Origin of the sequence: uncultured Agitococcus sp., from assembly GCF_937920075.1 — a bacterium.
GTDB lineage: Bacteria > Pseudomonadota > Gammaproteobacteria > Pseudomonadales > Moraxellaceae > Agitococcus.
On the sequence record NZ_CALETI010000125.1, the window covers coordinates 1 to 14,235 of the forward strand.

The 14,235-nt window shown below is 38.5% G+C and carries 8 protein-coding genes; 2 read left to right on the forward strand and 6 right to left on the reverse strand.

Going from position 1 to position 14,235, the window contains the following annotated elements:
• Nucleotides 1-66: 66 nt before the first annotated feature.
• A complete protein-coding gene (locus Q0212_RS04460) occupies nt 67-864 on the forward strand; it encodes a hypothetical protein (protein WP_297922816.1) in 798 nt (265 codons plus the stop codon).
• Nucleotides 865-914: 50 nt separating this feature from the next.
• Nucleotides 915-2,129, forward strand: a complete 1,215-nt coding sequence (locus Q0212_RS04465; RefSeq protein ID WP_297922819.1) for a saccharopine dehydrogenase NADP-binding domain-containing protein — start codon at nt 915-917, stop codon at nt 2,127-2,129.
• Between the two features lie 85 nt (nt 2,130-2,214).
• Here the strand turns inward: Q0212_RS04465 and Q0212_RS04470 are convergent, their stop codons facing one another.
• The 6 genes from Q0212_RS04470 to Q0212_RS04495 all read right to left on the reverse strand — a co-directional run.
• On the reverse strand, nt 2,215-3,396 hold the full coding sequence (locus Q0212_RS04470) for an SAM-dependent methyltransferase (protein WP_297922822.1): 1,182 nt from the start codon (nt 3,394-3,396) through the stop codon (nt 2,215-2,217).
• A 57-nt stretch (nt 3,397-3,453) separates the two neighbouring features.
• A complete protein-coding gene (locus tag Q0212_RS04475; RefSeq protein WP_297922825.1) occupies nt 3,454-3,918 on the reverse strand; it encodes a cyclic nucleotide-binding domain-containing protein in 465 nt (154 codons plus the stop codon).
• A gap of 242 nt (nt 3,919-4,160) precedes the next feature.
• Complete coding sequence (locus Q0212_RS04480) at nt 4,161-4,988, reverse strand: carbon-nitrogen hydrolase family protein (protein ID WP_297922828.1); 828 nt, start codon at nt 4,986-4,988, stop codon at nt 4,161-4,163.
• Nucleotides 4,989-8,858, reverse strand: a complete 3,870-nt coding sequence (locus Q0212_RS04485) for a YhdP family protein (protein ID WP_297922831.1) — start codon at nt 8,856-8,858, stop codon at nt 4,989-4,991. It lies immediately after the preceding gene.
• Between the two features lie 121 nt (nt 8,859-8,979).
• Nucleotides 8,980-10,449 carry a ribonuclease G gene (gene rng, locus Q0212_RS04490; RefSeq protein WP_297922834.1) on the reverse strand — a complete coding sequence of 490 codons (1,470 nt, stop codon included), beginning with the start codon at nt 10,447-10,449 and terminating at the stop codon, nt 8,980-8,982.
• A gap of 97 nt (nt 10,450-10,546) precedes the next feature.
• On the reverse strand, nt 10,547-14,235 hold a 3,689-nt coding region (locus tag Q0212_RS04495; RefSeq protein ID WP_297922837.1), incomplete at its 5' end, for an autotransporter-associated beta strand repeat-containing protein.

Consider the following 14,235-nt stretch of genomic DNA (forward strand, 5'->3'; position numbering starts at 1 on the left):
TCATTGAAAACGCTTATTTAGCGAACAAATAAGCGATAACCGCGTAAGTCCTAAAAGAGAATAATAATGTTAAAAATCACAAGTCTAACAATACTTATATTATTATCATCATCTTTATATGCAAATGACCATGATGTCGATTTGGGCGTTGACTTAGACGGCAAATATCAGCAGCAAAATTATAATAATGCAACGAGTAAAAGTTATCGCTTGGGTTTGCAACCTTGGTTACTCATAGATAATTGGTTGTTTTATGCTGAACTCCCTTTTGAAGCGCGAGAAAACACCACTCAAAGTAGCCAAACTATTTATGCACGCACCAGCACGGGTAGAGTTATTCGTCGTATCCCCCCACAAACGATCAACACTAAACAATTTCAACAACAAGAAGGACTTGCAGATGCTAGCATCGGATTAAGTTATGTATTCTTTCGACAAAACTGGCAACATAATATAGGACTTGATTATAAGTTTGATAATGGGGATGCCAACTTAGGTTTAGGTTCTGATAGCTTAGAAACCAGTGCTTCTATTGCAACTACTTTTAGCTATAACATGCTCTCACTCAATGCCCAAGCAGGCTACTTATGGGTTGGAGGAAATAACCCCAATCAAAATAAAGACTATGCTTTTGCTTCAACTAGTATTACATGGCAGGCACACCCGACATTAAAAATCAGTTTATCGTATAACAACCAAACCGAACCTTACCACAATGCACCTGAACAAGCTTTTATACAATCACGTGTCGATTGGCGCATTAATCGTGCATTAAAAATCTACAGTAGCTATGGCCAATACTTACAACAACATATTTCTTTACCAGAAAGTGAGTTTAGTGTTGGTGCAAAGTTTTTATTTTAAGTGATTTACCGTTAAAATTAGTCATTTAGCACTCCTCTCTTAGACAATAAATGACTATTATGAATCGTAACCATCGTCCTTATGACATTATCCTATTAGGAGCAACGGGCTTTACAGGCCAGTTAACTGCTGATTATTTAATTAAACACGCCCCACAAATTAAACTTGCCTTAGCAGGTCGTAACGCAGAAAAACTTCAACATATCCGTGAAGTGTTATTAGCGGATAATCCTAATGCACCGATGCCCGATTTATTTGTGGCAGATAGCCATAACATGGCCAGTCTTAAACAATTATGCTCACAAACACGTACTGTCATTAGTACCGTTGGTCCTTATGCTGTACATGGTGAAGATTTAGTTGCAGCTTGTATTACTCAACAATGTGATTATGTTGATTTAACAGGTGAGCCACAATTCGTTTATAAAATGCAAGAAAAATATGCAGCCGATGCAACTAAAGCCAAAGTTAAAATTGTTCATTGTTGTGGATTTGATAGTATCCCCCATGACTTAGGTGTTTTATTCACACTCAATGCACTTGCACAAAAACTAGGTCACGATGTTTTAGCGCAATCATCAGTCAGTGTAGAAGGATTTGTTCGTGGTCATGGAGACATTTCAGGTGGCACTTGGAACTCCGCTATAAGTGCTATGCCTGATTGGCAAAACTTTGTTAAACAACGACAAGCTCAATACAAACAACACTATCAAGGACGCGATATTCGATTAATTGAAAAACCGACACTACGCAAACTTAAAGATGGCTGGGCTGCACCATTGCCTACCATTGACCCCGCAATTGTAGTTCAAAGTGCGCGACGCTACAGTCATTATGGACAAAAATTTAGTTATGCTCATTTTGGTGTTGTACCTCAATTACACCGTTTAGCCATGACTGCCGCCGCAGTTGCAGGTATTTTTACTTTAGCTCAACTAGAAAAAGGTCGAACTTGGCTTGCCAAACAACGCCCTTCAGGCACAGGCCCAACCCCCGAAGATCGCAGCACACATTGGTTTAATGTTGAATTTTGTGCCTCAGTTGAAACACCCCAACAACAAAATGTCACACTACACACTTTAGTCAGTGGTGGTGATCCTGGTTATGATGAGACCGCTAAAATGCTAGCCGAAAGTGCCTTATGTTTATTATTAGATAAAGATGCTTTACCTGCACATTTTGGTATTGTGACACCTGCTGAAGCAATGGGACATGTATTAATTAATCGCCTACAAAAAGCAGGCATCAGTTTTGATATAAAATAATTAGTGGTTTAGACTCACTTCGGCTGCGCTCAGTGACCACCGCTCAACCACCACGACTCTGTCCCTGAGCAAAGTCGAAGGGTATTTAACCACACAATAAATGTTCTAAACATTGCTCTTTAATGCCATAAAATTTTTTAATTTCGGCAATTTGTGTCAGTATCTCTGCTTTTTTTTGAGGACTAATAGACTTTTTAATGGCTAAGATCATTTTATTTTTACTGGTATGTTCCAAAGAAACAAATTCAAAAACTTGCGTTTGATAACCTTCCGCTTCTAATAATAAAGCGCGTAAGCCATCAGTAATCATTTCAGCTTCTTGACCTAAATGTACACCATGTTGCAATAAAGGCTTGAGAATCGTTGGACACAACATTTGTGGTCTTAATTGCTTATGGCAGCACGGCGCACACATAATGACTTTGGCTTGCAATCTAATGCCTGTATGAATGGCATAATCGGTTGCAATATCACAAGCATGTAAAGCAATCATCACATCCAAACGTTCTGGTTGATAACTACGCACATCCCCTTGATAAAATTGCAAACCTTGCAAATCACAGGCATTTACGGCTTTATTACACAAGGCAACCAAGTTATCACGCAGCTCTACCCCCGTTACTGTTGCTTGATTTAGATAATTCTCACGCAAATAATCATACACCGCAAACGTCAAATAGCCCTTACCAGAACCAAAATCGACAACATTTAAGGCTTGTGTTAAATCTAATTTAGCCTCACTAATTGCATTATCAAAAATTTCGATAAATTTATTAATTTGTGACCATTTACGAGACATAGCAGGAATTAATTGTCTCTGCTGATCGGTAATCCCTAAAAATGGCCAAAAAGCTCGCTCTAAACTCAAATAACGGTGCTTTTGACGGTTATGTTCTACTGGTAAATTTTTAGAAGTGGCTTGTGTTTGTTTTTTGACTGTTAATGATAACTTGCCTTTTTTACTAACTAATAATTGCCATTCTTGTTGTGTAGTCAACAAATTAGCTTGTTTAAACTGTCCATCTAAAAACTCAGTTAAGATAGATTTTGCCTCTATCCAACTATAGTTTTTAGTCACATCTTGCGTTTTGTAGTGATATAAAAATGATAACTGCAAGGTTTCGCGTAAATTCACCATTTTAATATCAATACGTTGTAAATTGGTTTCACTACCTGCATATTTACTCAATACTAATTTGATGAGTTGATGATCTTGAAAAGCTTGCTCAACAGCTAACAATAGATCACTAATAGAATTTTCAGACATAAGCACACACTAAAAAATAAAGGCAGCTTACGCTGCCTTTAAAAAACTTCTAAAATATTATGCTAAAGGCGGCATAAACTCAGCTAATTTATCGGAGGTTTTACGCAAATTGATACTTAATAATGACGCAATTCCTTTTAAGATTTTAATGCCAATTTCGGGATGTAATTTTAAAATCATCTCAAAACCTTTGCGCGTTAAAACAATTAAACCCGAGGTTGTACAAGCTCGTACTGATGCGGAACGAGTTAACTTATCAATTAATGCCATTTCACCAATTGAGCTGCCTTTGGCTAAGGTGGTAATTACCACAGGTTTAGCATGTTGATTTAATTTAATCACATCTAAAGCACCATGCATTACAAAACAGACATAGTCGCCCTTTTCACCTTCTTTAAATACAAACTCACCCACTTCTACTTTGTTAAAAAACATATATTTTTCGATAGTTTGTAATTCGGGCAAGGTGAGGTTAGAAAAAATGGGCACTTGTCCTAAATAATCAGCTAAACTCTCACTCATTATTGTTCTCCATTTTGATGCGGTAACCACACAACAATACACAGCAACTTTAAACAGTTTTACCCCACCTTAACTGTAATTAAAGCGTAAAACATTCAAATACTTAAAATATTATACATCAATTCGTAGCTGCTTGTTATGTCTATTAGTACATAATTCGCTTGTACTATTCATCGAATAATGACGATAAATACTGACAATCTGTGTCACTTAATGTCACAATCTTACGCTAGCTTGCGTATTTAAAATAGTCGTCTATGTCGCAAAATAGGCATTTGCTGACGAATAAGATGTAATTCGCTTAAATCACACACAGCAACAATCAATCCGCTGCCTGTCTGCTGTTGTTCTGCTAATACCTTACCCCACGGATCAATAACTTGTGAATGCCCCCACGTTTGTCGGGTTGCACTGTGCCAGCCACTTTGCCCTGCTCCAATAACAAAACATTGAGTCTCAATGGCTCGTGCTCTTAATAAAACTTGCCAATGTGCTTCACCTGTCAAGGCGGTAAAAGCCGCTGGTACCACTATAATCTCAGCACCTTTATCTCTTAGGGCTTGATACAACAGAGGAAAACGCAAATCATAACAAATACTAATGCCAATTTTAGCAAAAGGCGTTTCGACAATAACTACCTCCGAACCCGCTTCAAAGGTTGCTGACTCTTGATAACTCGCTTGTTGATCGGCAACATTGGCATCAAATAAATGTATTTTATCGTAACGGCCAAATAATTGTCCTTGTGGACTATAAATCAAACAGCTTGCTCTGACTTTATTATCAGCAACAGGCGTGCCATCTGGCCTCGTTGCACAAGGAATGCTACCTGCGACAATCCACATTTGCTGTTGTTGTGCTTGTTGACTCAACCATTGTTGAATTTTAGCTAAGTTTTGAGCAGTTTCTGATTGTTTACCTGCAGCAAACATTGCAAAGTTTTCGGGTAGAACGACTAACTGTACACCAGCTTGTTGAGCTTGCTCCATTAATTGTGCAGCTTGTCGTAAATTGTCCTCCAAATTATCTTGGCTTTGCATTTGTAATGCCGCAACTATACATTTAGTCATTTATTTTCTCGTTTTTTTCTTAAACCATTTACGCCAAGGTAAATCAGGATTGTGTACTCGCTGTACTTTTGGGTCTTGCCAACTTCCTTGTACTTGATAATGTAATGTTGTCATTTTGCTAATTGGTTCATCTAGTGCAGCTTCGGCAGCGACTAAAGCACCACCCACCACAGGCCCTGCAACCAAAGCAGCAGCATACGGGACAGCACTCGCCAAAGGTGCAGAAATAGTAATTCGCTCATCAATCTTACTTTTAGCCAAATCAACTGCCCCTTCACCATGTGCTTGTAAAGATGGACTGCTAAAGTCTAATTCATTCTCCATTAAGCCATTGAGAATATTGGCATCAAAACGAATTTTATCGTAGGCTAAACCTTTTTGCGTCACATCAGAAAAATCAAACTGTAGTCGACGTTTAAAGTTATCGCTATCTAATACGCCTAATAGCCGAGACACTGATAAGGTACGATTTAGATTGAGAATTCTACCTTTATCTAAAATAACTAATAATTCACCATTTAAATTATTAAGATGTAAATCTCTTGGGCTACCTGCCCAACGTAAATTGAGTTGCGACTTCGCTTGTTGACTGGTAATTCTTGGCTCTTCACCAAATGCCGTAAACAAATCCCCGACATTGGCAATATTAATTTGGCCACTATAACTCGTACTTTCTTGACCACGCCAACGCCAATCTAAAGTCCCTTCCATATTAAACTTAGGATTATTGACATTGATATTGGCTAAACGTAAACCTTTAGCTGTAGGATTTAATTGTGCCGTAATTTGACTATTGGCAAAATGTGGACGCGATTTGAGTCGAATATTTTTGATATTAATATCGATATTGGGAATCTGCCAATCATCACTGATTTTGATACTTTTTGGTGTTTTACGAGTTAATTCATCAGCAATAAACGGCAAATTAATTTGTTGAATATTAAATTTAGCGTTTTGATTTTTATGATTAGTTGGCCAAATTAACTCGGCATTTAAGTCATTACTAGTTAGTTGAAATCGCGTTGCCTCATCTAAAGGCTCATAGCCAACTCGTGCATTTTTTAACACATATCCCAAATAAGCAAGCTTATCTACTTCCACATTAAAACTGACCAACTCTGGAAACACAGCGGCAACTTTTTCGGGTGTTTTATTGTGGCTTGCAGGTCGCCACCAAGGTAACCAATCGTCAATATTGACATGACTCAAACGTCCTTTGACCCACAAACCTTGAGGAGGAAGCTCACCTGTCCAAGTTTCCCCTAACAACAATAACATACGCTTAATGGCCGAGTTTTCAACTTCAAATGCTGATTGTAAGGATTCCCCCCACATCAAATAAGCGGATTGTTTTTGTTCAGAATGTAGCTCCATTTCGTAATGTGCCGCTTGTGTTTTGTTAGCTTGTTTAGCAAAAGGTTCTGGCAAATCAATCTGCCAACCCAACAAATCACTATCAATGACAATATGCACAGGATCATCACTTACAGGAACGGTTAAGGTCGTTTTATATTGAGTTAAACCTTGCATCGACCTCGTTAAATCACCTAACCAAGGTTTTAAATTGGTAGGGGCAAGTTGACCCGTTGCTTTCACTTGAATAGCGGCAACATTACCTACATCTAGGACACTTTGCAGACTAACATTCACAGGTTGGCTCAGAAAAAACCCTTGTAATGGCAAACTATTTAAACCAAATCCCGTTTTATAATTCACCCCTCCACTTAACCATAAATCAAACTCTGGTGCTTGTTTCAAAATAATTGGATTACCCACTAATTCGGCCATTACGTCCACAGTCATTTCTTTGGACAAATGATCGCTGGCCAATGGAAAATTTAATTCTAAATTGCCTGCAACTTCACCTTTGACACCCACCATTTGTGCAAAGTGACCAGTTTCCTCTTTAAGCGGTGTTTCGCTTAATAACCTCATTATATCTTCGCCAGTAGTATCAATATCTGCTTTAATACGCAAATGTGGCTGACTTAAATCAGGTATTTCAGCATAAATTTCACGCGCGATACTTTGATAAATTTGACTATTTTTAGCTTGTATAGTGAGTTTTCGATTGTAAATATCTATTTGTGCATTTAATTGATTTAACCACGGCCAATCAGTGGCATAAGCCAATTGACCATCGTTTACCCAAAAACGCATTTGCATATTACTAGGACGACGTGTTGGTTTATCAATCAATACGCCTTCATATAAAAAATCACCACGCTCAATATTGCCTGCAACTAATGCTGATTTTAACCATGTTAAGGTGTCATCACCTGCCGATGGCCACGGTACATAACGATAAACACTAGCCAAATTTCCATCATATATACTTGCTAGAAGTGTCATTTCTGTTGCAGATGGATCAGCTTTAGGTATCCATAAACGTAAAGTAGCATCCCCATGCGCATCTGGATTTTTTAAGGTTATTTTATTGCTTTCAACAAGCCACGCTTCGGGAAGTTCTTGCCAACGAAGTGCTGCCTGTAAATGATTTAATGGTGTTGGCTGTCGATAAATAGGTTTTAAATCAATACCACCTTGTTCAATACTCAGTTGAGCATATCCTTTGCCCTGTTGATGGGTTAACCATCCTTGCGCACGATTAATACCTATGGTTTTTGACGTTGCTAATATTGCTAATTGTTTAAAGCTTGCCGCTGCTTGTTGAATATTTTGTTGTTGATCGAGTTGTAAACTTAAATGATCTATTTGACCTGAAGGTTTAGCTTCACCCAACCATTGTTTTATGTTTAATGGCAATTGTGGCACTGTTTGTGCGATTAAGGCCAAGGGTTTTAATTCAATATGATTGGCAACTATATTTATTGTTGATGGAGCCTTTTGCACAATACTTTGTTTTAACGGCCAATTTATTTGATTAATTTTACCAACAATATTATCGGTATTAGCTTGCCACGACTGATTAGCCAACTGCTGCCAAACAAGATTACCTGTTAGATTTTCTACATCTATGACTTGTTGTTGATAACTTAATTTAAGTGAAACAATATTAGGTTTAGCTGCTATATGTTTTATTTGATTATTTTTTGTCTCTAACCAATATTCGCCCCCAGCCAACACTTCAGTTATTTGTAAATTATTTGGTAATAGTGACTGATCTAACCAAGCTAACCATGACATCGTAGGTAAATTGACATAATTTTGCATACGCCACGTTTTGACATCAAATAAATCCTTTGCCCAAATATTGGCAAATAGTTTAATAGGTTGCTGATTTAATTGTGCATTTAATCTAAAACCATGAAATTCATTATTATTTTGATTACGAATATTTAAATTGCTTAGATTTAAGATCGGCTTACCCCACGGTTTAAGCATAACTTGACTTTTAGTGACTTGCCATTCTGCTTGTTGCAAAGCCCACGTTAAACTACGTTTTCTCACTTCAGGACGCGATTCACCTAAAGCTAATAATTCCTCTAATGCCCATGCACCTTGCTCAAACTCTGTAATATGTAAATCTAAACCTTCAATGATTCCATCCAAACGCAAATCAGCTTCTCTGATAGTACGCCAAACCGCTATTTCTAAGGTAATTTTAGGTATAACCAAAATTTCTTGATGGGGATTTTGTGGATGATAAATTCGAATATTTGATAAACGTAATTCTGGTTCTATGCCTGTCCATTGGGCATTAAACTCACCAATCTTCACTGTAGTGGTCATCGCCGCCGAGAGTTGCTGCTCTATAACTTGCTGATGACTTTCCAAATACACAAATGTACCTTTGATGATTAAAGTCGTCATGGTTAAGCCTGAAATGATATAAATCATGCCTTTGCTTAACTTATTAAACCAATGCTGACTGCGTTGCCAACGTGGCTTAGAAGACCTTAATAACAATTATCTACACCTTCTTAGGACTAATGCAGTTATCGCTTATTTTCTCAGCAAAAAATCGCCTTCAACGATTATTAGTTCAAAAAACGCGCTAATTTTGGCAAAATACATCAGTCATGTTTCTCTACAACAAGACAATGTCATATTGCTCTTGGGTATATAAACTTTCTACCTGAAAACGAATCGGCTTAGCAATAAATAGTTCCAAATCTGCCACTGCCGCAGACTCTTCCGAGAGTAGTCTATCAATAATTTTTTGGTTGGCGATGACCATATAACCATTTGCTGCATCGTATGCTCTTGCTTCACGTAATATTTCACGAAAAATCTCAAAACATACTGTCTCTGCTGTTTTAATAGAACCTCGCCCCTGACATGTTGGGCAAACTTCACACAATAAATGCTCTAAAGATTCACGGGTACGCTTACGGGTCATCTCCACCAAACCTAACTCAGATACTTGAGTGATTTTGGTTTTTGCATGGTCACGAGCTAACATTTTTTCAAAGGCTTTTAAAACTTGGCTTTTATGCTCTTCTTCTTGCATATCGATAAAATCGATAATAATAATCCCACCCAAATTCCGCAGCCGAAGTTGACGAGCAATAGCATGTGTCGCTTCTAAATTGGTTTTAAACACCGTATCTTCCAAAGTTCTAGAACCAACAAAAGACCCCGTATTCACATCAACTGTTGTCATCGCTTCAGTTTGATCAATAATCAAATATCCACCTGATTTTAAAGCGACTTTGCGTGATAAGGCTTTTTGCAAATCATCTTCAATGTTATACAATTCAAATAATGGTCGTTCACCAGGATAATGCTCTAACTTTTCTTCGGCATTTGGCACAAATTCTTTAACAAAATCAACTAACTTACCAAAATTTTCGCGTGAATCCACATAAATTTTACTAATATTTTGAATCACTAAATCACGAACAATACGTTGATATAGCGGTAACTCTTCATAAATAAGTGTTGGATTTTGCACTTTTTGTTTTTTATCATTGATGTGCTGCCATAACTTAATCAAATAAGCCATATCTTGACGCAGCTCTTCTTCAGAAATTCCCTCTGCTGCCGTTCTAACAATCACACCTCCTTTTAAACTATCACTGTGTTCATCTCTAATTTGACGAATCAAAGCTTTTAAACGTTCTCTCTCTTCCTCAGACTCAATACGTTGAGAAATACCAATATGTTCACCAAATGGCATATACACTAAATAACGTGAAGGAATAGATAAGTCTGTTGTTAAACGAGCACCTTTACTACCGAGCATATCTTTGATGACTTGTACCGTCACCATTTGACCTTCATGTATTAAATCGGTTATCGGGGGCGGCTCTAGCATTAATTCTTTTTTTAGATGGACAATATCATTTGCATGCAAAAAGGCTGTTCTAGATAAACCAATTTCTACAAAGGCAGCCTGCATACCCGGTAAAACACGCACTACCTTACCTTTATAAATATTACTGACTAGACCTCGCTTAGCTGTTCTTTCAACAAATAATTCTTGAACAATCCCATTTTCGACTAATGCTACTCGACACTCCATTGGCGTAATATTAATTAAAACTTCTTCTGACATTTTTTTATTGCTCAGGATAACAAAGGCCGACTAATGTTAATTTGGTTTTAACACCAAATGACAAAGAGTCGGCCTTAATTTTATAGACTGCTAAATGTTAGAACGATTTGCTAAATGTTAATCGACCTGTATTTGCTGATAAATTATCCGCTTGTTCAGTAGAGGCATCTACACCAATTGTAATACCGTCTTTATTAACAAAGTTAACACCTAGACCTGCTCTAAATAAAGTTTTACCTGCATCCGAAGCAGTAGCTGTTACTTGGCCAGCACCCAGCATCGCTTTAGCTTGTGCAGTATCACCTGCAACAACTTGTTCTAAGTCTAAACCTAACTTAGGTACGATGTTCCACATTTGAGTTTTCCAAGTGTTTTGCCATGCACCACCTAACATTGCCACAACTTGATCTTGTTCAACATCAGCCACTTTGAGAGCTAAAAGGCTATTACCTTGTTCAACAAAACCATCTTGTTTCACGTTGTTATAGCGTAAACCAGTTGCCAATGTCCATGAACCATAATTGCGGCTTGCTTGAACACCTACACCATAACTGCTTGTCTTCACGTCTTGCTGATTGGTCTTAAACTGTGTACCTACAATATTGATATTACGATTAGTATCAAATGTATAGTTACCCATATCAACGGTTGCACCCAACATCCAATCAGAAACTTTTTTACGTACAGTCAATGCCACGTCATGACCTGATAACTTCAGTGCAGAACTATTAGATTCAACATCTGCCTTGTTGACAATAGAAACAGCAGCTCCCATTTGCCAATCATTGGCATAGGGTTCGCTATCAACGGATAGCTGTACACCTGAAATACTACGTGTTGCCGCCAAGCCGTTTCCATCACTATCAACATCAGTATCTTGTTGGAATCCACGTAAGGCTAAACCACCTTGTTTAAAAGTTTCACTAATGGTCTGACTATTATGGAGTTTTTGCTGTAAAGCCAAGACGCTTTGTGCTGACTCAGCGTATAAAGCAGGACTCATATTAATCATCGCTGTTTGTAACTGCTGGCTATTTGCAGGCAATATTGCATTATAAATTTGAGCAACATCACTTGCTCCTAACAAACTTGCTGGGTTTGAATCACGCACAGCTAAAATTTGATCTAAGAATTTGGCAGCACCCGTTGCATTCTCACCAGATACGACAGAAGTATAACTTACAGGTGTCACATATAAGCGAATGCTATTAGCAGTATAACCAATATCCAAACGAGTACCAGCGGCTAAGCCCTCAGTAGGTTGTTTATAAGTTGCAAATGCTCCATTAACTGCTTTTGCTTTTACTACATCAAAAGACTGGCCAATACTTGGCACGAAGCTGTTAGTTGCATCGCCAGTAATTCCTCTTAGCTTCGCTTCTAAGACAGTGTTACTTGCTGCAATATTATAATTACCACTACTTACGACTTGATCATGATGACCTGCACCACTACCTGCTGTTGCTCCATCAATTTCAACCAGTAAAGAAGAACCCTCTTTTTGGTCAACATCACCATTAATTGTTAAAATGGCTGGTGAGTTACCAGGTGATAACAAACCATTAACCGCAACATTACCAGTTATAGTACCTCGACCAGCTAATTTAGCTCTTGAGCCGACTGTAATTGGACTGGTTAAACTACCGTTAATAAACAAGGTACCATTATCAATTATTGTATTAAGGCTAGATAAGCTACCATTAACAAATAAGGTACTATTATTCTTAATAGTTGTATTGGTTGTGGTTGTAATGTCGCCATTAATGGTTAACATACCGCTGTTTACTTCAGCATTACTAAAAGTACCTTTCCCTGTAATATCGCTCGAACTCTCTGCATTTTGAATGAGGGCTTGAGTGCTAACAAAACCATCTTTTAAAACAACTTGACCAGATTTAACCACTAAGTTGCCAGTACCAATACTCTTACTATTTGCCAATGTTAATGTACCAGCTTCTAAAGTTGTACCACCTGAATATGTGTTTTCAGAAGATAGTTCCAAGCTACCTGAACCTTGTTTTACTAATCCACCTGCTCCAGACACAACACCTGCAATTGTTAACTTGTTATCGGTCAAGATTGTACCAACTCCAGATAACACAACATTTTGCAATGACATGTCCGCTTTGGTTTCTAATGTTGCTGTACCTAAATTAATATTTGTTGTTTGACCTAAGTTATTAGCTTGGCTAACCACCAATTTACCAGCAGAAACGTTAGTTGAACCTTTATACGCATTTGCTCCCGCTAATACTAAAGTGCCTGTACCTGTTTTAGTTAACGCACCATCACCACTTACTGTGTTACTCAAAGTGACTGTGGTGGACTGTAATGTATTAAAGACACCACCTGTGTTACCTAATACAAAATTACGCGCATACGTTTGAGTACCCGATGACTCAAAAGTTGCACCATTTAAAGTAACATTAGCATCAGTTGCACCTAAAGCACTATTGTTAGCAACTTGTAATTTCCCTTGATTTACTACGGTAGCATTTTGAGTATTTGTACCAGTCAGAACTAATGTACCACTTCCAGTCTTGCTTAAAGTGCCACCCGAAATAGCACTATTGATATTAAGCGTATTAACGCCTGTATCAATGGTTGCAGAATTGTTAATCTCAATTTGATTATTGACTGTCAAATTGTTAATTGCGGCAATTAATGCTGCTTGATTTAAAACAACTTTATTAGAGGTAGCCCCTAAAGCTTGTGCATTTGCTAACGCTAATGAACCCGCATTAACAGTGATATCACCTACAACCGTATTAGCACCAGCTAAGGTTAATTTTCCTGTGCCTGCTTTGCTGATTGCCGCATTGCCACTCACCACCCCACTTAAGGTGCTGTCATTGGCCATCGTGTCAATCGTCACATTGCCTGTCGCGGCAACGGCTTGTTGGGCAGTCACCGCAGCGGTCGTGCTTAAGCTGGTGTTGTTCGCTAAGCTGACGCTGTTGCTGTTCGCACCTAAGCTGTTGGCGTTGTTAATCGCCACTTTGCCAGATTGAACATTTAAGCTGCCCACGAAGGTGTTGGTGCCGTTTAAGCTTAAAGTGCCACTGCCTGCTTTGCTGATCGTGGCATTTGTACCACTGATCACGCCATTTAAGCTGCTGTCCTTATCCATGCTGTCCAGCGTGACTTTACCATTTTCAGCAATCACAATCGCTTGTTGTGCCGTGACTGCAGCACTGGTGATCAAGCTGGTGTTGTCCGCTAAGCTGACGCTGTTGTTGTTGGCTCCTAAGCTGTTGGCGTTGTTGATCGCCACTTTGCCAGCTTGAACATTTAAGCTGCCAACGAAGGTGTTGGTGCCGTTTAAGCTTAACGTACCAGTACCTGCTTTGTTTAAAGTACCTAAACCACTAACAGCACTCATTAGAGAACTATTAAAATTGGCAATATCAATCGTTGCAGTATTTGCCACGCTAACACTATGCGTAAGAACAACAGTATCTGTTACGGCCAAAGTCGCATTGTTAATCGCAACATCTGTCCCTGCTTTACCTAAGTTAGCATCGCTACTAATAGTGACAGTACCACCATTTACAACCGTGCCGCCCTCATAGCTGTTAGTACCTGTTAAGCTTAAGCTACCTGCACCTGTTTTAACTAACTGGCCTGTGCCACTGATGATGTCCGTAATACTGCTTGTGGTGTCTGTCGCTGTGTTAATGGTCGCCGTAGCACCCGTTAAAGCTAATTTGCGGGCAACGGTGGCATTAGCCGTTACGGCCAAAGTCGCATTGTTAATCGCAACATCTGTCCCTGCTTTACCTAAGT

Coding starts and splice junctions, on each gene's coding strand:
- Q0212_RS04460 (WP_297922816.1), top strand. CDS start 67: ATGTTAAAAATCACAAGTCTAACAATACTTATATTATTATCATCATCT.
- Q0212_RS04480 (WP_297922828.1), bottom strand. CDS start 4,988: ATGACTAAATGTATAGTTGCGGCATTACAAATGCAAAGCCAAGATAAT.
- Q0212_RS04475 (WP_297922825.1), bottom strand. CDS start 3,918: ATGAGTGAGAGTTTAGCTGATTATTTAGGACAAGTGCCCATTTTTTCT.
- Q0212_RS04465 (WP_297922819.1), top strand. CDS start 915: ATGACTATTATGAATCGTAACCATCGTCCTTATGACATTATCCTATTA.
- rng (WP_297922834.1), bottom strand. CDS start 10,449: ATGTCAGAAGAAGTTTTAATTAATATTACGCCAATGGAGTGTCGAGTA.
- Q0212_RS04470 (WP_297922822.1), bottom strand. CDS start 3,396: ATGTCTGAAAATTCTATTAGTGATCTATTGTTAGCTGTTGAGCAAGCT.